16 protein-coding genes are annotated in these 19,376 nt (G+C 64.8%); 10 read left to right on the forward strand and 6 right to left on the reverse strand.

Features of this window, described 5'->3' with window-relative positions:
* Positions 1-49 precede the first annotated feature (49 nt).
* Positions 50-298 carry a TIGR02647 family protein gene (locus CLAM6_RS05385; RefSeq protein WP_043335179.1) on the forward strand — a complete coding sequence of 83 codons (249 nt, stop codon included), beginning with the start codon at positions 50-52 and terminating at the stop codon, positions 296-298.
* 109 nt (positions 299-407) lie between these two features.
* On the opposite strand, the gene CLAM6_RS05390 is transcribed toward CLAM6_RS05385, so the two are convergent.
* Positions 408-767, reverse strand: coding sequence for a 5-carboxymethyl-2-hydroxymuconate Delta-isomerase (locus tag CLAM6_RS05390; protein WP_043335180.1), 360 nt, complete (start codon positions 765-767; stop codon positions 408-410).
* Positions 768-892: 125 nt separating this feature from the next.
* Entirely contained in the window at positions 893-2,128 is a 1,236-nt protein-coding gene (epmB, locus tag CLAM6_RS05395) for an EF-P beta-lysylation protein EpmB (protein WP_153635350.1), read from the reverse strand.
* A gap of 91 nt (positions 2,129-2,219) precedes the next feature.
* Here epmB and efp point away from each other — a divergent pair, with 91 nt between their 5' ends.
* Positions 2,220-2,786, forward strand: a complete 567-nt coding sequence (efp, locus tag CLAM6_RS05400) for an elongation factor P (protein WP_043335182.1) — start codon at positions 2,220-2,222, stop codon at positions 2,784-2,786.
* Between the two features lie 226 nt (positions 2,787-3,012).
* Positions 3,013-4,113 (forward strand): EF-P lysine aminoacylase GenX, encoded by a 1,101-nt coding sequence (locus CLAM6_RS05405; protein ID WP_153636800.1) that lies wholly within the window; start codon positions 3,013-3,015, stop codon positions 4,111-4,113.
* Positions 4,114-4,600: 487 nt separating this feature from the next.
* Here the strand turns inward: CLAM6_RS05405 and asd are convergent, their stop codons facing one another.
* Together asd and CLAM6_RS05415 are read right to left on the reverse strand one after the other, a co-directional pair.
* Positions 4,601-5,518 (reverse strand): archaetidylserine decarboxylase, encoded by a 918-nt coding sequence (gene asd, locus CLAM6_RS05410; protein ID WP_153635351.1) that lies wholly within the window; start codon positions 5,516-5,518, stop codon positions 4,601-4,603.
* Between the two features lie 252 nt (positions 5,519-5,770).
* Positions 5,771-6,634: a sulfurtransferase gene (locus CLAM6_RS05415; RefSeq protein WP_153635352.1), complete on the reverse strand. Its 864-nt coding sequence runs from the start codon at positions 6,632-6,634 to the stop codon at positions 5,771-5,773.
* Between the two features lie 616 nt (positions 6,635-7,250).
* On the opposite strand from CLAM6_RS05415, the gene CLAM6_RS05420 reads away from it, so the two are divergent.
* Positions 7,251-8,585, forward strand: a complete 1,335-nt coding sequence (locus tag CLAM6_RS05420; RefSeq protein ID WP_153635353.1) for an NCS2 family permease — start codon at positions 7,251-7,253, stop codon at positions 8,583-8,585.
* Positions 8,586-8,714: 129 nt separating this feature from the next.
* On the opposite strand, the gene rsgA is transcribed toward CLAM6_RS05420, so the two are convergent.
* Positions 8,715-9,725, reverse strand: a complete 1,011-nt coding sequence (gene rsgA / locus CLAM6_RS05425; protein ID WP_153635354.1) for a small ribosomal subunit biogenesis GTPase RsgA — start codon at positions 9,723-9,725, stop codon at positions 8,715-8,717.
* Between the two features lie 183 nt (positions 9,726-9,908).
* On the opposite strand from rsgA, the gene orn reads away from it, so the two are divergent.
* Positions 9,909-10,481 (forward strand): oligoribonuclease, encoded by a 573-nt coding sequence (orn, locus tag CLAM6_RS05430; RefSeq protein ID WP_107335235.1) that lies wholly within the window; start codon positions 9,909-9,911, stop codon positions 10,479-10,481.
* A gap of 45 nt (positions 10,482-10,526) precedes the next feature.
* Here the strand turns inward: orn and queG are convergent, their stop codons facing one another.
* On the reverse strand, positions 10,527-11,597 hold the full coding sequence (gene queG, locus CLAM6_RS05435) for a tRNA epoxyqueuosine(34) reductase QueG (RefSeq protein ID WP_225348111.1): 1,071 nt from the start codon (positions 11,595-11,597) through the stop codon (positions 10,527-10,529).
* A gap of 307 nt (positions 11,598-11,904) precedes the next feature.
* Here queG and CLAM6_RS05440 point away from each other — a divergent pair, with 307 nt between their 5' ends.
* The 5 genes from CLAM6_RS05440 (at position 11,905) to miaA (ending at position 19,290) form a co-directional block, all read left to right on the forward strand.
* The gene (locus CLAM6_RS05440; protein WP_172978629.1) at positions 11,905-13,710 is read left to right on the forward strand and encodes an NAD(P)H-hydrate dehydratase; all 1,806 of its coding nucleotides are present in this window, start codon (positions 11,905-11,907) and stop codon (positions 13,708-13,710) included.
* Positions 13,691-14,176, forward strand: a complete 486-nt coding sequence (tsaE, locus tag CLAM6_RS05445) for a tRNA (adenosine(37)-N6)-threonylcarbamoyltransferase complex ATPase subunit type 1 TsaE (protein ID WP_043335197.1) — start codon at positions 13,691-13,693, stop codon at positions 14,174-14,176. The genes CLAM6_RS05440 and tsaE overlap by 20 nt, the downstream gene beginning before the upstream one ends.
* A 121-nt stretch (positions 14,177-14,297) precedes the next feature.
* Entirely contained in the window at positions 14,298-15,752 is a 1,455-nt protein-coding gene (locus CLAM6_RS05450) for an N-acetylmuramoyl-L-alanine amidase (protein ID WP_043335201.1), read from the forward strand.
* Positions 15,753-15,915: 163 nt separating this feature from the next.
* Positions 15,916-18,246 carry a DNA mismatch repair endonuclease MutL gene (gene mutL, locus CLAM6_RS17895; RefSeq protein ID WP_225347773.1) on the forward strand — a complete coding sequence of 777 codons (2,331 nt, stop codon included), beginning with the start codon at positions 15,916-15,918 and terminating at the stop codon, positions 18,244-18,246.
* Between the two features lie 60 nt (positions 18,247-18,306).
* Positions 18,307-19,290 carry a tRNA (adenosine(37)-N6)-dimethylallyltransferase MiaA gene (gene miaA, locus CLAM6_RS05465; protein ID WP_197738708.1) on the forward strand — a complete coding sequence of 328 codons (984 nt, stop codon included), beginning with the start codon at positions 18,307-18,309 and terminating at the stop codon, positions 19,288-19,290.
* Positions 19,291-19,376: the final 86 nt, after the last annotated feature.

The raw sequence follows: 19,376 nt of genomic DNA on the forward strand, positions 1-19,376 counted from the left end.
GTTGACGCCATACTGAAACGCCACTCGCCACGCCGTCAGGAGTTTGCCCATGCCGTCACCCTATGACGATGAACTGCACCTGCTGTGCCTTTTTCCGCATGATGCCGCCCTCAAGGGTTTGAAGATTCGCCACGATGCCAGTCCCGACATGGTGGCCGCCGCCGAGCGTCTGCATGCCAAGGGGTTGACCACGCTGCCGGATGGCGGCTATCTGACGTCGGTGGGCCGTGAGGCCGCCGAGCACGCCCATCGTCTCAATGACCTGCTTCACGTCCCGATGGCCATGACGGGCACCTGAGTTCGCCTGTTGGCTGAATCGCTGATCATGAGAAGGAAAAACGCCCCGTGGCTTTCGGCCACGGGGCGTTTTCGTCTGCGGCCTCAGGGGCGGTGAGTCACTTTTGCGCTCAGGCCTTGTGCTTGCGATAGGTCGCGCGGGTGATCTCGACGATCTCCACGCTGACTTCGCGGGCCGCCTCGCAGTGAGGCTTGAGGGCCTCCATCAGGATATCCGCCAGGCGCGACTTGTCGTCATCGCTGCGGCCTTCCAGCTGGTGGCAGTGCAGGTTGACGAAGCCGTGCTTGTGCGCCAGCGGTGCCTGATTGCCGGCCAGACGCCAGTGGCGCCAGCTTTCCGCGCGCACCTTGATGTCGGTTTCCTTGAACAGGCCACTTTGCATGGCAGCGGCATGCAGGTCATCCATGATCGCGTCCATGTCGAGGCTGGGGGCCAGACTGTCGGCATAATCAATGACGAGATGAGGCATGTGGTGGGCTCCTTGAGCATGGCCACGCCTCTCGGGGCGTGTGCCGATGATGAAATTGGCCAGCGATAGTAGCAAATTTTGCGCAGCACGCCGCCTGTTGTTGCCTCACGCTGCCAGTGCGCCATTCACGCGCTGGCGATGATACCCGTCAGGTTGAGCGAAGATGGCTCTCGCTCGTCACCCGCAGGGGAAGACGCCGAAGGGCCAGTGGTGGCGGCGTCGACTCCCGGATGTGTCTTGGACACTGTGGGCTTGGACAGAGGGGGCTTGGACAGAGGGGGCTTGGAAAGAGGTGTCTTGGAGCGTCGGCCGGGCACTTCACGTACCAGGCGCGGCATCAGGAAGCCGGGCAGATGCTCAAGCAGCGCTTCCATCAGGTTGCAGGCCTCTTCATCACTGACCGCGAAGTGGGCGGCACCCTGTACGGGGTCGAAGGCATGCAGGTAGTAGGGCAGTACGCCGCACTCGAAGAGTCGCTCGGCGAGGGCTGTCTGCACTTCCACGCTGTCATTGACGCCGCGCAGGATGACGCCCTGATTGAGCAGGGTGACGCCGGCGCTCTTGAGGCGAGTCATGGCGGCAGCGACGGCGTCGTCCAGCTCGTTGGCATGGTTGGTGTGAATGACCAGCACCTTCTGCAGACGCGTGGCACCCAGCCAGCCGAGCAGCTCGTCATTGACGCGGTCCGGAATCACCACTGGCAGGCGCGTGTGGATGCGCAGGCGCTTGAGGTGCGGAATCTCACCCAGCGACTCCACCAGCCACGCCAGGCGCTTGTCGGGCGAGACCAGCGGGTCGCCGCCGGACAGGATCACCTCGTGGATGCGCTCGTCAGCGCGCAGGTAGTCGAGGATATCCTGCCACTGCGCGCGGCTGGGCTGATGGTCGTCATAGGGGAAGTGACGGCGGAAGCAGTAGCGGCAGTTGATCGCGCAGCCGCCGCTGGCCATCAGCAGCACCCGATTGGTGTACTTGTGGATCAGCCCCGGCAGCGGCGTATGCTCGGCCTCTTCCAGCGGGTCGGTGACGTAGCCGTCGAGCACGTCGGTCTCGGCGTCCAGCGGCAGTACCTGGCGCAGCAGTGGGTCGTCGGGATCATTGGCGCGGATGCGGCTGGCATAGGCCTCGGGCACGCGGATCGCGAACAGCTCATGGCCGTCGCGGGCGCCCGGCAGCCACTCGCGCGCGAGCCCCAGGCGCTCCAGCAGAGCCTGTGGAGAGCGGATCACGTCGCGTAGCTGTGCACGCCAGTCATTCGGGGCAGACGGGGCTTCAGCGGCAGTTGAGAAGGCCTCTGAGGCACGACTTTCGTGGCTGGTGTGCGGGATGGTATGCAAGGATGCAGGGGTTCGGGTTATCATGCGCATCACTTCTAGTCATGATTGCAGCCAATTGACTGCAATCTGGAATTCATGGCGGGCAAGACCCGTTAACGAGTCGAGAGCGAGCAAGATGGCCAACTATTCTACCAACGAATTCAAGTCCGGTCTGAAAGTGATGCTGGACAATGATCCCTGTGCCATCGTCGATAACGAACTGGTCAAGCCGGGCAAGGGTCAGGCCTTCAACCGCGTCAAGCTGCGCAACCTGAAGACCGGTCGTGTATGGGAGCGTACTTTCAAGTCCGGCGAGAGCATCGAAGCCGCCGATGTCATGGAAGTCGACATGGAATACCTCTACACCGACGGTGAGATGTGGCACTTCATGCGTACCGATGGCTCCTTCGAGCAGTACGCTGTCGATGGCAAGGCGCTGGGCGACACGGTCAAGTGGCTGAAAGAGCAGGTCGTCTACACCATCACGCTGTGGAACGACAACGCGATCGCCGTCACCGCGCCGAACTTCATCGAGCTGGAAGTCGTCGAGACGGACCCGGGCCTCAAGGGCGACACCGCCAACGGTGGCTCCAAGCCGGCAACCCTGTCTTCCGGTGCAGTGGTGCGTGTGCCGCTGTTCATCAACCAGGGCGAAGTCCTCAAGGTTGATACCCGCAGCGCCGAGTACGTGTCTCGCGCCTGAGCCCTTTCGCTCACGTCGTGAACACCCTGATGCCTCGCCTCGTGCGGGGCATCATCGTTTGTGCTGGCCACTCATGCTGGTCATTCGTGCAGGGCGATCGTGTCGATCAGCCCTCCCGGTTGGCCAATGTCTCCCGCTGATCCCTTCCTCGAGCCTGTCCATGTCTGATGCCGATTCTTCCGCCGCTGCTTCACCTCTCTCAGCCGCTGCCGCGCCCGGCGCCGCCCTGGCAGAGGACTGGGCGCCCACTGCCACGCGCGAGCGGCTCGTCCAGCGCGCGCGTCTGATCAGTGAGGTGCGCACCTTCTTCGCCGAGCGTGAGGTGCTGGAGGTGGAAACGCCGGTGCTGGGGCAGGCCGGGTCGACGGATGTCGGTCTCGCGTCATTGTCACTGACCGCGCAGTTGCCGGGCGAGCGTGAGCGCGTGCCGCTGTGGCTGCAGACATCGCCGGAATTTCACATGAAGCGTCTGCTGGCGGCCGGCAGCGGGCCGATCTTCCAGATCGCGCGTGCCTTCCGTGATGGCGAGGTCAGCCGCCGCCACAATCCCGAGTTCTGCATGCTGGAGTGGTATCGCCCCGGCATGTGTCTTGAGGCGCTGATGACGGAGACCTGCGAGCTGATCCGGCGCGTGATGGCGCTCGGGGCACAGCTGACCGGTAAGCCGTCGCTGCTCAGTGAGTCTCAAGACGCCCAGATTGGGCCTGCCATCACGCCTTACCGTGCGCTGTTTCGCCGTGTGCTGGCGCTGGACCCCTTCACGGCCTCGCTCGAGGAGCTGCGAGCCGCCTGTGCGCGAGAATGTGAGGTCGCGGCTGACGACTGGTCGCATGAGACCTGCCTGGATGCGCTGATGAGCCTGGTGATCGAGCCGACTCTTGGCTCAGGGTCACAGGGCGCGGAAGCACAGGGCGCAGGAGCGCAGGGGCGAGGGGCACAGGGGATAGAAGCGCAGGGAAAAGCTACCGTGGAGCTGGTCACCGAGTACCCGGCCGCGCAGGCAGCCTTGGCGCGCAAGCATCAGGACAGTGAGGGTGATTGGGTGGCGTCGCGCTTCGAGGCCTACGTGGCGGGCATCGAGCTGGCCAACGGCTATGACGAGCTGACTGATGCCAGCGAGCAGGCGGCGCGCTTTGCCGAAGACAATGCCGCGCGAGTCGCCCAGGGCCTGCCTGAGGTAGCGGCGGACCAGCGTCTGGTGGCGGCCTTGCAGGCGGGAATGCCAGCGGGGAGCGGGGTGGCGCTGGGGCTGGATCGTCTGATCATGCTGGCGCTGGGGGAGCGCGATATCTCGGCGGTCATCGCTTTCCCGGCATCACGTGCTTGAGAGCCGGCATGAGAGGCAGCTTTTGATGTGATTTGCGTGAATCCCAGCGTTTATTACCAACACGCTTGCCGAGCGTGCGTCGACTAGACTGGAGAAGTCAGCGTGGAGGGTTGGCGCTTGCCTGCGAAGCCCGCAGACAAGGTGATGGCAGGACCAGGGCAATGGTCGCAGCGGGTCTTCTTTTATCGGGCATGGTGAAAGAAGGCGACAGATGATGGCTCGAACCCTCGGAGCCTTCGAGGCATCATCCGGCAATCGCGTCGTTAGAGCGCGACGCCCGTCATGGAGGACTCTGATCTGTTTGGGCACTGAAGGTAGTGATCACCCCGATGGCAACGTTCATCGCGGGGCAAGGCAAGAAGGCGAGGGGCGCGGTCAGTCTCCTGTCGTTAAAAAGGGAAGCCAGGGGCTTCCCTTTTTTTATGCCAGGGTTTCATGTGCGGGCTTTATGCACGAGTGTCGTGCTCGCGCTGCGCCAGGCCTGACCTTATTTCTCGTCTGTGGTCGGCGTGTCCTGCGCCGTCTCTGTCGCATGCTCTTCTGGCTCGGTCGGGGCCGGTGCTGTCGCAGACGGGCGCATGCCGAGTGACTGACCCATGCTGACCTTCTGGCCCGGTGTCAGGGCGTCATCGAACTCGACGCTGTCCGGGAAGCACATCACCACGGTGGAGCCGAGCTGGAAGCGGCCCATCTCGGCGCCATGCGCCAGCTCGATGAGTTGATCGAAACGGGTCGTCTCGACATCACCGGAAAGCGGCGTGACCTGACCACTCCAGACGGTCTTAATCGCCGCGACGATCATCGCGCCCACCAGCACCATGGCCATCGGGCCGTGTTCGGTCTCGAAGATGCACACCAGTCGCTCGTTGCGCGCGAAGAGGCCCGGCACGTGCTTGGCGGTGGCTTCGTTGACCGAGAACAGGCGTCCCGGAACATAGGCCATCTCAACTAGGCGACCGGCCACCGGCATATGGACGCGATGGTAGTCCTTCGGTGACAGATAGACGGTGGCGAAGCGACCGTTGCGGAAGGGCGCGGCGCGCTCTTCACTGCCACCCAGCAACTGGGTCAGCGAGAATGCCTGACCCTTGGCCTGTACGAGAGTGCCGTGTTCGATGTTGCCGAACTGGGACAGTACGCCATCGGCCGGTGACACCAGGCCTTCGCCGATGGGGCGGGCATCCGCCTTCAGGGCGCGGGTGAAGAAGTCATTGAAGCAGGCGTAGGCACGCGGATTCTCCTCGAGCGCCTCGTTCATGTTGACGCCGTAGGCCTTGATGAAGCGCTCGATGAAGGTGTTCTTGACCCACGGATTGGTGCAGGCGGCGACACGGCCGATGAGGCGTGAGATCAGGTGCTGGGGCAGTGGGTACTGGCTCAGGGAAAACAGCTTGGCGCGATCCACGATGGCGATCCTTGCAGGCACTTTCAGGAATGAAAAGCCCGCTCCTCGAGAGGGCGGGCGTTGGCCGGCAACAGCGGCGGCCAGCAGTTGGGCTGCACCTTAGCCCATCGTCAATAACGGCTCAAGCCTGCGAATTGCCGCAGCCGTGGGCCTGGCGACAGTTGCCAGGCAGGCCATGCGTGTCATCCCGGCATGGCCTGCCTTGGCGTGCTGGCGCCGGACAGGGGCGTTCCAGTCTGCGATCAAGCGCCTTCAGCGTTCGATGGGCGTATCGTCACGGTTGCCCCATTCCTTCCAGGAGCCCGGATAGGCGCGCACATCGCTGAAGCCCAGCGCCTGACCCACCAGCCAGGTCAGACCGGAGCGGTGATGGCTCTGGCAGTGCGTCACGATGTGCTGTTCGGGGTTGAGGCCGCGAGCGCCCAGTTCCGTCACCAGCTCCGCATAGTCGCGGATGCGCAGGTTGCGCTCACGGTCCATGGCCTCGGTCCACTCGAAATGCACGGCGCCCGGGATATGGCCGAGGCGGGCGTTCTGGCCCTTCTCGCCACGATACTCTTCCGCGGAGCGCGCATCCCAGACCACGACGCTTTCCTGCGGGTCCTCGGTCGCCAGTCGATCGAGAATGTCTTCCCGCGTCGCCATCACGCTGGTGTCCATGTAGGCGGCGTGATACTCGCTGGGGCTCCAGTCGCTGGCGGTGTCACTCAGCGGCAGGCCATCGCCTTGCCATGCGTGCAGGCCACCATTGAGGTAGCTGTAGCGGGTATGACCGAGCAGCGCCAGGGTCCACAGCAGGCGTCCGGCCCAGCCGCCGCCTTCATCGTCATAGGCCACCACATGGCTGTCGCGGGTGATGCCAAGGGCTGACATCACGCCAGACAGTGCCTCGGGGCTCGGCACGCCGGGAATGTCGTCGTCATTGCTGCCGACCAGCTGCTTGAAGTCGAGCAGGCGAGCGCCGGGCACATGACGCGCATGGCTCTCGGCTTTCAGTGGCACGTCGACGATCACGATATCAGGATGGTCGAGCATCTCCGCGAGCTGCTGCGGTTCGACGATCAAGGGCAGCAGGTCGGCTTCCGAGGGGGAAGGGTGTGAAGAATCGTGAGACATGGCGTAATCCTTGCTTCTACGAAGAGAGTGATCTTTCCGGCATCATGGCACGTCGGCTGGCACTGTGGTCAAGTCACTGCGATCAAGAGATGCAATCAAGTGACTGCGGCGAGGCGAAGTGTCACCGCGCCAGATTCCTTGCCATCTTGTCCCCTGAAACGACATGTTTTCAGTATAATGCCGCGCGTCACATTCTGGGGCGAACGTGTGAATGCCCAGTACGGACGCATAACGGTACAGACGTGGACGACGCGTGTGCCAGCAGGGCACAGTGCGCGCCATGACCTGACCTTCTGGACAGCCTTCTGGACAGGCTTCTGATCAACTGGCGAGGCCAGCCAGCAGCCAGTAGATCCAGTAGGTCTTGTAGCCAGTAGGTCTTGTCGAAAGAAGCGCTTGTTTCAGTGCAGCGGGCCTGGGGCGAATGCCACATTCTGGCCCTCGGGAACCCCCTCTTCGCGGCCCCAGGCAATACACTGTCTGTCGCCAGTGGCGCTGCTGCACTCTTCGAGTGCGGTGCGGGCGCTCAACGTGTGTCATTTCGGTGCAGCATGTCGGCGTCTCGTCGACGCTGAGCTGCTACTCAATCGCTTCATCCTGAACGGGAGTCATCATCTTGCTCGAGCGCCTATTCTCACTGCGTGCCGAAGGCACCACGACGCGCACGGAAGTGCTGGCGGGCATCGCCACCTTCATGGCGTCGATGTACATCATCGTGGTCAATCCCGGCATCCTGTCAGCCGCCGGCGTGCCATTCAGTGCCGCCCTCACGGCGACCGTGCTGGTCAGCTTCTTCGGCAGCCTGATGATGGGCCTGTACGCGCGCAACCCGATCCTGGTCGCGCCGGGCATGGGCATCAATGCCCTGTTCGCCTACACCATGGTACTGGGCGGTGGCATGAGCTGGGAGGTCGCGCTGGGCTGCGTGTTCTGGGCCGGCGTCATCTTCGCGGTACTGGCCCTATTCAACGTGCGCCGCCTGGTGATCGATGCGATTCCCGCTCAGCTTCGCTACGCCATCGCCTGTGGTATCGGCCTGTTCATCACCTTGATCGGTCTGGTGAATGCCAAGCTGATCGTCTCCAACCCTGTCACCGTGGTCAGTGTCGCGCCGATGACGCCCTCACTGGTGGTCTTCCTGCTGGGGCTGGCGCTGACTGCCATCCTGGTCGCGAAGCGCATCCACGGCGCTCTGATCATCGGCATCATCGTCACGACCCTGATGGCGACCACCATCGGGCGTCTGTGGGGGGATGGCAGCGCCTACTTCCCGCCGGAGATCGCTCAGCCGACGCTGGTCAACTTCACCGGTATCTTCGCTGCGCCTGATTTCAGCGGCCTGCTGGCGCTGGACCTGCTCGGCTCGCTCAAGGTGGCCTATGCGCCATTCATCTTCGTCATCCTGTTCACGGTGTTCTTCGATGCGCTCTCGACCTTCATGGCAGTGGCCGAGGCGGGCAATCTGAAGGACGAGAATGGTGACCCGCGCAATATCCGTCGCTCGATGATGGTCGATGCCTTCTCGGCGCTGGTGTCCGCACCACTCGGCACCAGCCCGGCGAACGCCTACATTGAATCGGCGGCCGGTATCAGTCAGGGCGGACGCACCGGGCTGGTCGCGGTGGTGGTGGCGCTCTGCTTCCTGCCGTTCCTGTTCCTGGCGCCGCTGCTGTCGCTGGTGCCGTCCATCGCGACCGCTCCGGCGCTGATTCTGGTCGGCGTGTTCATGATGGAGCCGATCGGCAAGATCCACTGGCACCAGTTCGATGATGCGATTCCGGCCTTCATCGCCATGGTGATGATTCCGCTGACCTACTCCATCACCCACGGTATCGTGTTCGGTTTCCTGAGCTTCGTGGTCATCAAGCTCGGCGTCGGCAAGGCGCGCGAGATTCGCCCGACCATGTGGGTGCTGTTCGCGCTGTCACTGCTGCTGTTGCTGGAAGGCTAGGCTTCGAAAGCGGTGGTGATGTGTCTCGAGGCTGTGATGTAACTCGAGGGCCTCGAGCATGAAAAAGCCCCGCCAGGCAGTCACTGCCTGGCGGGGCTTTTTGTTGACGGCTTTTTTGATAGCGCCTGATCAGCTCTCGGTCAGCGAGAGCAGAATCTTCTTGTAGCTCTCGAAGCGCACGCGGCCGATCTCACCGTTGTCCACGGCCTGAAGCAGGGCGCAGCCCGGCTCCTTCTCATGCTTGCAGTCGCGGAAGCGGCAATAGCCGAGATAGTCGTGGAACTCGCGGAAGCCGTCGGTGACCTGCTCGGGAGTCAGGTGTACCAGGCCGAATTCGCGGATGCCGGGTGAGTCGATCAGGTCACCGCCATCCGGCATGTGATAGAGCCAGGCGGTGGTGGTGGTGTGCATGCCCTGGCGTGATTCGGCCGACAGCGGGCCGACACGAACCTCTTCCCTGGGCAGCAGCATGCCGATCAGGGACGACTTGCCGACGCCACTCTGGCCGACGAAGACCGAGGTGCGGTCGCTGAGCTGGGCCTTGAGGGCATCGAGCCCCGACTCGCCACGCGTGGTACAGGCGACGACTTCGTAGCCGAGCGCTTCATAGCGTGCCAGCAGGTCGCGTAGCTCACCGCCGCTTTCCGGCAGCAGGTCGACCTTGTTGAGCACCAGCACTGGCGTGATGCCGGTGGCTTCCGCGGCGATCAGATAGCGGTCGATCAGGTTGGGCTGCGGGGCGGGTTCGGCGGCGAACACGATCAGGATCTGGTCGATGTTGGCCGCCACCGGCTTGAGCACGCCGCGCATGTCGGGGCGTTCAAGCTCGGTGGTACGTGCGCCACGCGCGACGACGACGCCGCTGGCATCGCTGGCTTCGCGCCAGATGACCCGGTCACCGGTGACCAGCGTCTCGAGGTTGGCGCGCAGGTGGCAGCGGTGCAGGCTGCCGGATTCGCTTTCGACTTCCAGGCTGCGCCCGAAGTGGGCGATGACACGGCCATGCTGCTCCGGGCCATATTCGCCGGCGTCGAGCTTGTCACGGTCCTGCGCCTCGCGCTTCTCGGCGCGCTTGGTACGCTCGGCCTGCACCTTCTCGATTCGCCATTGCTGCTGGCGGCTTAGCTTGCGTTTACTCATGCTTGGCTGGTGACTCCGGTCGCCGTTCGTTCGCCAGGGATGGGAGAGTCTTCCCCCCTTTGCGGCGCGATTGTACCCTTTGCGCCCTCGGGTGTCGTGCGACGCCCCGGGATGGCGTGTGATACTGCTGTCATCGACTGGCGTCCCGCGCCATTCCATCATCTGCTCAGCAAGGAGTGACCCATGGCAAATCCCACCGCGCAGGCCGACCGCCTCATCTGGATCGACCTGGAAATGACCGGTCTCGACCCGGCGCGTGAGCGCATCATCGAGGTGGCCACGCTGGTCACCGACGGCGACCTCAACCTGATCGCCGAAGGCCCGGTGTTGGCCGTGCATCAGCCGGACAGCCTGCTGGAGGCGATGGATGAGTGGAATACGCGCACCCATGGTGAATCCGGGCTGGTGAAGCGCGTCAAGGAAAGTCAGATAGATACCGCCGAAGCCGAACGCCAGACCCTCGAGTTCCTGGCCCGGCACGTGGCGGCAGGCGCTTCGCCGATGTGTGGCAACAGCGTGCATCAGGACCGCCGCTTCCTGCAGCACGAGATGCCGTTGCTGGAAGAATTCTTCCACTATCGCAACATCGATGTCTCGACCCTGAAAGAGCTGGCCAAGCGCTGGAATCCGGCCGCGCTCGACGGCTTCAAGAAGCGTGCGACCCACCAGGCGATGGACGATATCCGTGAGTCACTGGCGGAGCTTGCACATTACCGCAAGACCTTCCTCAAGCTGACCCAGCAGGGCATCGTCTAAGTATCGCTCCTTAACTGAAAGCGATAGCCCTGGAGGCAACGCCTCTCAAAGCGCGGTGGCCAGGCGGGCGCCGCGCTTGATGGCCTGCTCCTTCAGCGCCCAGCGCACATGCTCGCGCAGTGGCTCGCTGGGGTAGGCCAGACGGGCGCGCAGCACATGCTCGACCTGCTCCGACCAGGGCGCGTTGCCCAGCCCGATGGCGATGTTGGAGAGCCACTTCTCGTAGCCGATGCGTCGAATCGGGCTGCCTTCCGTCTTGCTGAGAAATTCCTGCTCCCCCCAGCAGAACAGGCGGATCAGCTCGATGCGATCCAGATCATGACGCGGCGAGAAGTCAGTCTCCTGGGTCGCCTTGGCGAAGCGCGTGAAGGGGCAGAACAGCTGACAGTCATCGCAGCCGTAGATGCGGTTGCCCATCGGGCGGCGGAATTCCTCGGGGATGGCGCTATCGAGCTCGATGGTCAGGTACGAGATGCAGCGCCGCGCATCGACGACCTTGTCCTCGACGATGGCATCCGTCGGGCAGGCGACCTTGCAGGCGTTGCAGCTGCCGCAGTGTTCCTTTTCAAAGGGGGCGTCCACCGGCAGGGGCAGGTCGGTGTAGAGTTCGCCCAGGAAGAACAGGCAGCCGGCCTGCTGATTCATCAGCATGGCGTTCTTGCCGAACCAGCCGATGCCGGCCTTCTGTGCCAGGGCGCGCTCCATCACCGGGGCGGAGTCGACGAAGGCGCGATAGCCGAACTTGCCGACTTCCTTCTCGATCTGCTTGGCCAGATTGGCCAGTCGCTTGCGCATCAGCTTGTGGTAATCACGCCCCAGCGCGTAGCGTGACACATAGGCGCGTTCGGGTTGGCTGAGCACCTGAGTGGTCTCGACCTCAGGCGGCAGGTAATCGAGGCGCACGCTGATGACGCGCAGTGTCCCGGGCACCAGCTCCTCAGGACGAGTGCGCTTGGTGCCGTGCTTGGCCATGAAGTTCATCTCGCCGTGATGGCCGTTGGCCAGCCAGCGCTCCAGATAGGCCACGTGGGCCGAGAGGTCGACATCGGTGATGCCGACCTGCTGAAAACCCAGCTCGCGCCCCCATGTCTTGATGCGCGTCGCCAGTGCCGCCATGGCCTGTTCATCGGCGGCGGGGCTCCCGGTGTCGGCAGGTGAAGCGGCGGCGGTGGATGAGTGCGGAGCAGACATGGGGGTTCCAGCGAGATCGAGGGCAGAGGCGCGCCACCTTAGCGCAACTTGCCGGTCAGCCCAAGCGTGCTGCCTGACGGCGTGAGCACGGCAGGTAAGGCGCAGTAGAAAGGAAGGCGGCATGCAGCGCCATGCCTCACGATAGGCAACGCACATCCAGGCAGGCAACGAGCGTCCAGACAGGCAACGAACATCCAGTCAGGCAATGGATATCCAGACAAGGAGTGTAGGCATGACAGCGCACGAATCGACCTCTGACCAGACCTGCCCCCCGGCATCTTCGGCGACCATGACGCTGTGGCGTTCGGTCAACTGTCTGTGGCCGTTGGCGGCGCTGCGTGATCTGGAGCATTGGATGCTCGCGGAGGAGACCGTCGCCGCTGACAGTGGCCAGAGCGAGGCGCCGGTGGAGAAGCGCCTGATGGGGCGCGCCGCGCAATCGGCGTTCGATCTGCTGCGTCAGCGTTGGCCGGAGGCGCGCAGGCTGTGCGTGCTGTGTGGCGGCGGCAACAATGGCGGTGATGGCTATCTGCTGGCGCGCCTGGCATTGCTGGCGGGCTTCGAGGTGCGAGTCATCGCCTTGACGCCGGAGGATGCCTTGACCGGTGATGCGCAGCTGGCCGCGATCGCGGCGCGCGAGGCTGGTGTCGAGACGCTGGCATGGCCGAAGGCCGATGAGGAGGCGGCGGATGCGCTGCTCAAGGGCTGGCCCTTGCTGGTGGATGCGCTGACCGGCATCGGCCTGCGCGATGCGCCGCGCGGCAGTGTGGTCGAAGCCATCGAGCGCATCAATCACGCTCATCAGCAGGGCGTGCATGTCATGGCGCTGGATGTGCCCTCAGGCTTGAACGCCGCGACAGGCGCGGTCGCGGGTGTCGCCGTGGAAGCGGATGTGACGCTGACGTTTCTGGTCGACAAGCCGGGCCTGCACACCGGACGCGCCGAGCTGCACGCCGGGCACGTCAGTCTGGCGCGCCTGGGCGCGGCGCGCGTGTTGCCGGAGGTGGTCGCGCAGTCGCGAACCGCGGCCTTGCTGGCAGAGGACGCCGTGCAGCGGCTGACACCGCGCTGGCTGGAGTCCGAGCTGGTGCCGCGCTCGCCGCTGGCCCACAAGGGCGATACCGGCAGTGTGCTGGTCTTCGGCGGCGGGCCGGGGCTGGGGGGCTCGGTATTGCTGGCCAGTGAGGCGGCGGCGCGGGCCGGCGCCGGCAAGGTCGCGCTGCTGACGGCGCCCGCGCATATCAGCGCCAGCCTGACGCGCTGCCCTGAGGTCATGGCGCGCGGTCTCAATAGTGGCCCTGAGGGCAGCAACCATGATGGCTTCGCCGTGCTGGAATCACAGCTGGCACAGGCCAGTGTGACGCTGGTCGGGCCGGGCATGGGCACCGAGAGTCTCGAGAGCATGCTGTGGGGCTGGGGCGGCATGTCGCGGGTGCTGGCGGCGGGGCAGCCGCTGGTCGTCGATGCCGATGGCCTGAGCCTGCTGGCCTGGCGCGCGAGCGAAGGCGACATCATCCGTCGCGACGACTGGGTGCTGACGCCGCATCCCGGCGAGGCCGCGCGTTTGCTCGATTGCAGTGTGGCGGACGTCGAACGTGACCGGATCGCAGCCGCAAGAGCGCTTCAGCAGCGTTTCGGCGGCAGCGTGGTGCTCAAGGGCGCGGGCAGTCTGGTGGCGAGTCCTGCGGGGGGGCTCGAGGGGCCGGCGGTGGCGCTCTGCCCCTATGGCAATCCGGGCATGGCCAGTGGCGGCATGGGCGATGTGCTGGGTGGCATCATCGCGGGTCTGGCGGCGCAGGCGCTCAACGGCGGCTTCGATGCACGCCAGCCGCGTTCCTCCCAGGATGAGGCGGCGCAGGCCCGGCGAGTCACGCGCGCCATGGCGCAGGCGGCCAGGCTTGGGGTGCTGGTGCATGCCCTGGCGGCCGACCGGGCGGTACAGGAGCGTGGTGAACGTGGCCTGCTCGCGGGTGATCTGGCATCCTATATGCATTTATTGCTCAATCCACGGGCCCGAGATGCGCATACTTCTGTCTGATGAAAACGCCCAGGTTGCCTTCGGCACTCAATTGGGAAATATCCTTGCCGGCCGCGGGCTGGTGTTCCTTGAGGGTGAGCTGGGGGCGGGCAAGACGACCCTGACCCGCGGCGTGCTGCGCGCCTATGGTCACCAGGGTGCGGTCAAGAGCCCGACCTACACCCTGGTGGAGCCCTACGTGCTGCCACGGGCCGAGGGTGGCGAGTGGCACATCAACCACTTCGATCTCTACCGCCTCGCCGACCCTGAAGAGCTCGAGTTCATCGGGGGGCGCGATCTGCTCGCCGCCGACAGCCTGGCGCTGATCGAGTGGCCGAGCTGTGGTCAGGGCTTTCTGCCCACGCCGGATCTGCGCATCACGCTGTTCGTCGCCGACGAAGGACGCGAGGCCGAATTGACTGCCCTGACACCGCGAGGTGAGGGTTGGTTGGCAACACTGGCCGAGCGCCGAACCTCTCAGGCATGATGACGCCGTTCCGCTTGCGTTGTCTGGCGGCGCAGTGTCCGATCATTCGTTATCTTCATTCATGTTCTTTCTGTCTGGGTCATCCTGTCTGATGCCTGAAATAGCGTCCAAAATCCCCCGTATGCGTCTGGCGCGCAGCTTCCGTCGCTGGCTGGCGGGTGGCGTCGTCTGCTCGCTTGCCAGTCTGGTGCTGGCGCCGCAGGCGCTGGCCGCCAAGGTCGAGAACCTGCGCCTGTGGACCGCACCGGACCACACGCGGCTGGTGTTCGATCTCGACAGTGCCGCCAAGGCCAAGGTCTTCGGCCTCGACAATCCGCGCCGTCTGGTGATCGACCTTGCCGGCAGCGAAGTGGCCAGTGCCGCGGTCGAGCGCAAGTTCGCCGCGCTGAATCTCGAAGGCAGTGCCATCAAGTCGATCCGCAGCGGGCGTCAGGGGGATGCCCTGCGTGTGGTGCTCGACCTGACGCGCCCGGTCAATCCCAAGGACTTCACGCTGGCGCCGAATGCCAAGTACGGCAATCGCCTGGTGGTGGATCTCGAGTTCCCCGGCGAGTCGGCGGTCGAGAACCCCATCGACCCCATCGAGGCCCGTATCCGCGAGCAGGAACAGGCCGCGGCCAAGCGCAAGCTGAAGGGCGAGCCGGCGGAACCTGTGGTCAATACGCAGGCGGCGGCACATCCCAAGCGTGACATCATCATCGCGATCGACCCTGGCCACGGCGGGGAAGACCCGGGCGCCAGCGGCCCCAGCGGGACTCGTGAGAAGGATGTGGTGCTCAAGATCGGCAAGCGCCTCAAGCGCATGTTCGATGCCCAGCCCGGCTTCAAGGCCATCCTGACCCGCAACAGCGATTACTACATTCCGCTGCGCAAGCGCACCGAGATCGCGCGTGAGCAGAAGGCGGACTTCTTCGTCTCGATTCACGCCGATGCCTTCAACAGCCCGCGCCCGCACGGCAGCTCGGTCTTTGCGCTCTCAAGCCGCGGGGCGACGTCCGAGACCGCACGCTGGCTGGCCGCCACTGAAAACCGTGCTGACCTGATCGGGGGCGTGGATGGCAATCTCAGCCTGAATGACAAGGATGAGATGCTGCGTGGCGTCTTGCTCGACCTGACCATGACCGCAACGCTCAATGACTCGCTGGCGGCGGGTAGCGGCGTGCTGGCCAACCTCGGACGCATGAATTCCCTGCACAAGCGACAGGTGGAGCAGGCGGGCTTCGTGGTGCTCAAGTCGCCGGATATCCCCTCGCTGCTGGTGGAGACGGGCTTCATCTCCAATCCCCAGGAAGAGCGCAACCTCAACAGCGGCCCCTATCAGGAGAAGCTGGCGCGCTCGATCTTCTCGGGAATCCAGAGCCACTTCGAGCGCAATCCGCCGCCCGCGAGTCTGCTGGCATGGCAGCGCAGCCAGGCACGCGGTGGCAACGGCGGCGAATATCGCGTCAAGAGTGGCGATACGCTGTCGGAAGTGGCCCAGCGCCACAACGTGAGCATGGCGGCCCTCAAGCAGGCCAACAACATGAGTGGCGACACGGTGCGCGTGGGCCAGCTGCTCAAGATCCCGCGCAGCTGAACCTGACGTCATGAAGTCGCCCTGACCGCGCCTTGCGTTGGCGGGGCGCAGACACTGTCCGCTGATGCAGTTCCGGCATGCGTTGCTTGCCGTGGCTGGGTCGGCGGACAGTATCGTTTTCAGAGAAGCGGCGTTTTTCGCTCGTGTATCCAGGAGTCTATCGATGTCTGACGAGCTGACCGACATGCAGCCCGCTCGCCCTGGCGAGCGACGGATCCGTATCCTCAATCCGCGCCTTGCCAACCAGATCGCGGCGGGTGAGGTCGTGGAGCGGCCGGCTTCCGTTGTCAAGGAGCTGGTCGAGAACGCCATCGATGCCGGCAGCACCCGCATCGAGCTGGAGCTGGAAGGTGGCGGTGCGCGGCTGATTCGCGTGCGCGACAACGGCTGCGGCATCACCGAGGAAGACCTGCCGCTGGCGCTGTCACGGCATGCGACCAGCAAGATCGAGAGCCTGGATGATCTCGAGGGCGTGGCGAGCCTCGGTTTCCGGGGCGAGGCACTGGCCTCGATCAGTTCGGTCTCGCGGCTGGAGCTGTTCTCGAATGTCTCGGAGGAACCGGCCAATGGCTGGCGGGTGGTGGCGGAAGGGCGCGAGATGGCGCCGCGCGTCTCCCCGGCGCCGCATCCGCGTGGCACCAGCGTCGCGGTGCGTGATCTGTTCTTCAATACGCCGGCGCGCCGCAAGTTCATGCGCACCGAGAAGACCGAGTTCGGTCATGTCGAGGAAAGCTTCCGGCGGCTGGCATTGTCACGCCACGACATCGGCTGGACGCTGCGCCACAACCAGAAGGTGGTGCACCAGCTGCGCGCCGGTGAAGACACCCTGACGGTGGAGCGGCGCATCGGTGCGTTGCTGGGGCGCAACTTCCTCGAGCATGCGCTGCATCTGGATATCGAGGCCTCCGGCCTGCGCCTGTCCGGCTGGGTGGGCTTGCCGACGCACTCGCGTGCCCAGGCCGATCAGCAGTACTTCTTCGTCAATGGCCGCGTGGTGCGCGACCGCCTGGTCGCGCATGCCGTGCGTCAGGCCTATCGCGATGTGCTGTTCCATGGTCGGCATCCGGTGTTCGTGCTCTACCTGGAGCTCGACCCGACGGTGGTAGATGTCAATGTTCACCCGACCAAGCACGAAGTGCGCTTCCGGGACGGGCGCCTGGTGCATGACTTCCTGTTCTCGAGCCTGCACAAGGCGCTGGCCGAGGTGCGCCCCGGTGACAACAGCGCCGCGCCTACCGGCATCGAGGGGCAGGAGAAGGAAGAGGACCCCGGCTGGCAGCAGCAGGGCATGCGCCTTGGCCGTCAGGAACAGGATGCCCAGCCAAATGCCGCCACTGAACAGCAACCGTCATCGGCCGGTCCGCAGGCCGGGGGCGACTCGTCAGCCTCGCCAAGCGCGCCTGCAGGCCGCCCTGCGGCCCCCTGGCAGCCTTCCTCGCAGCTGCCGCCTGCCGGTGATGGTCGCTCCAGCGAACGCCTGAGTGCCGAGCGTGTGCGTCAGTTCATGGCCGGCTATCGGGCACTGCACCCCAGCGAAGATCATCTGCTCACGCCGGGTGGCGGCGCAGGCGGCGCGGGCGTGGCCAATGATCCGGCGGCGATCGCCAGTGCCGAACGTGAGGCACGGCGTGCGCCACGTGTCACGCTGGGCGAAGGTGGCCGCGAGGGTGACGGGCCAGGGCAGGGCGCAGGACAGGGCGCAGGACAGGGCAGTGCGCAGGCCGGTGTCGGGGAGTCTGCGCCCGGCTGGCGGGTCGACTCGGCGCCGGCGGGAGCGCCTTCCAGCGACGCAGGGCCTGGCATGTCGGCGCCGTCTGTCTCAGGCAGTTCGGTCTCGGGTGGTTCGGTCTCAGGCAGCTCGGCAGTGGTGATGCGTGGTCTGCCGGCCCAGAGTGACGACGATGACACGCCGCCGCTGGGCTACGCCGTGGCGCAGCTGCACGGCGTCTATATCCTGTCGCAGACCTCGCGCGGGCTGGTGATGGTCGACATGCATGCCGCTCATGAGCGCATCACCTATGAGCGCATGAAGCAGCACGTTCACGGTGGCGGCCATCTGGAGGCCCAGCCGCTGCTGGTGCCGGTGTCGCTGGCGGTCAGTTCGCGTGAGATGGGTACCTTCGAGCGCGAGTCCGAGGCGTTCACGCGTCTGGGCGTCGAGCTGGACGCTGCCGGGCCGGAAACTCTGCTGGTGCGTCAGGTGCCGGTCGTGCTCGGCAATGCCGATGTGGAGCCCCTGGTGCGCGGCATGCTGGAAGATCTCGAGCGCTATGGACGCAGTGACCGCATGGAGGCGCACATGAATGAACTGCTCGCCGACATGGCGTGTCGCGGCAGCGTGCGCGCTAACCGCCGTCTGACGATTCCGGAAATGAATGCCCTGCTGCGTGACATGGAGCGCACCGAGCGCTCCGGGCAATGCAATCATGGCCGGCCGACCTGGACCGAGCTTTCGATGCATGAGCTCGACAAGCTGTTCCTGCGCGGCCAGTAGATGACGCCCCGTGTCGTAGCGGTTCACCCCTGATTCACCTCCCAGCCCAGACAATAGGCCATGACCCAGATTCAACCCCCTGAAGATTCCCGACACCACGCGCCTGAGGTGGCTGACAAGCCGCCTGTCGTGTTGTTGATGGGGCCGACGGCCTCCGGCAAGACCGACCTCGCCATTCGCTGGCATGAGGAGCAGGGCGCGGAGCTGGTCAGTGTCGATTCGGCGCTGATCTATCGCGGCATGGATATCGGCACGGCCAAGCCGAGCGCGGCAGAGCTGGCCCGAGCGCCACACCGCCTGATCGACTTTCTCGACCCGCTGGAGAGCTATTCCGCCGCCGAGTTTCGTCGCGATGCGCTGGCGCATATCGCCGAGATCCAGTCCCGCGGCAAGATGCCGCTGCTGGTCGGCGGCACCATGATGTATTTCAAGCGTCTATTGGAAGGCGTGGCGGAGCTGCCGGCAGCGGATGCCGAGCTGCGCGCGGAGCTCGAGGCGCGTATCCAGTCCGAGGGTCTGTCGGCGCTGCATGCGCAGCTGGCGCGGCTTGATCCGGCCACGGCACAGCGCATTCGGGCCACTGACCCCCAGCGGCTGACACGCGCGCTGGAGGTCTGTCTGATCAGCGGGCGCCCGATGAGCGAGCTGCTCGCGGAGCAGCCAGAGGCGGAACTTCCGTTCCGGCCGATAGCGATCGCACTGGCGCCCCACGATAGAGCCGTGTTACATGAACGTATCGAGACGCGTTTTGATCAGATGTTGGAACAGGGCTTCATTGCCGAGGTCGAAGCGCTGAAGGCGCGTCCGGAGCTGCATGCGGGCCTGCCCTCGATACGTTGTGTCGGCTACCGTCAGGTGTGGGATTTTCTCGATGGCCATCTGAGCCGGGATGAGATGCGCGAACGCGGCATCATCGCGACGCGTCAACTCGCCAAGCGACAGTTGACCTGGTTGCGGAGCTGGCAGGGGATTCACCCGGTAGATTCCATGGGTGTAGATCCTTACAGTGAAACCTTGAAAATCGTGCGCCAGACCTGCACTTAGCGTAACATGAGCGGTCACGACCCGCGCCCGTGAAGCCCCCTCAAGAGGGCAACCCGGAGCGCTGGCGAACATAACCATACTTACCT

Origin of the sequence: Cobetia sp. AM6, from assembly GCF_009617955.1 — a bacterium.
Classification (GTDB): domain Bacteria; phylum Pseudomonadota; class Gammaproteobacteria; order Pseudomonadales; family Halomonadaceae; genus Cobetia; species Cobetia amphilecti.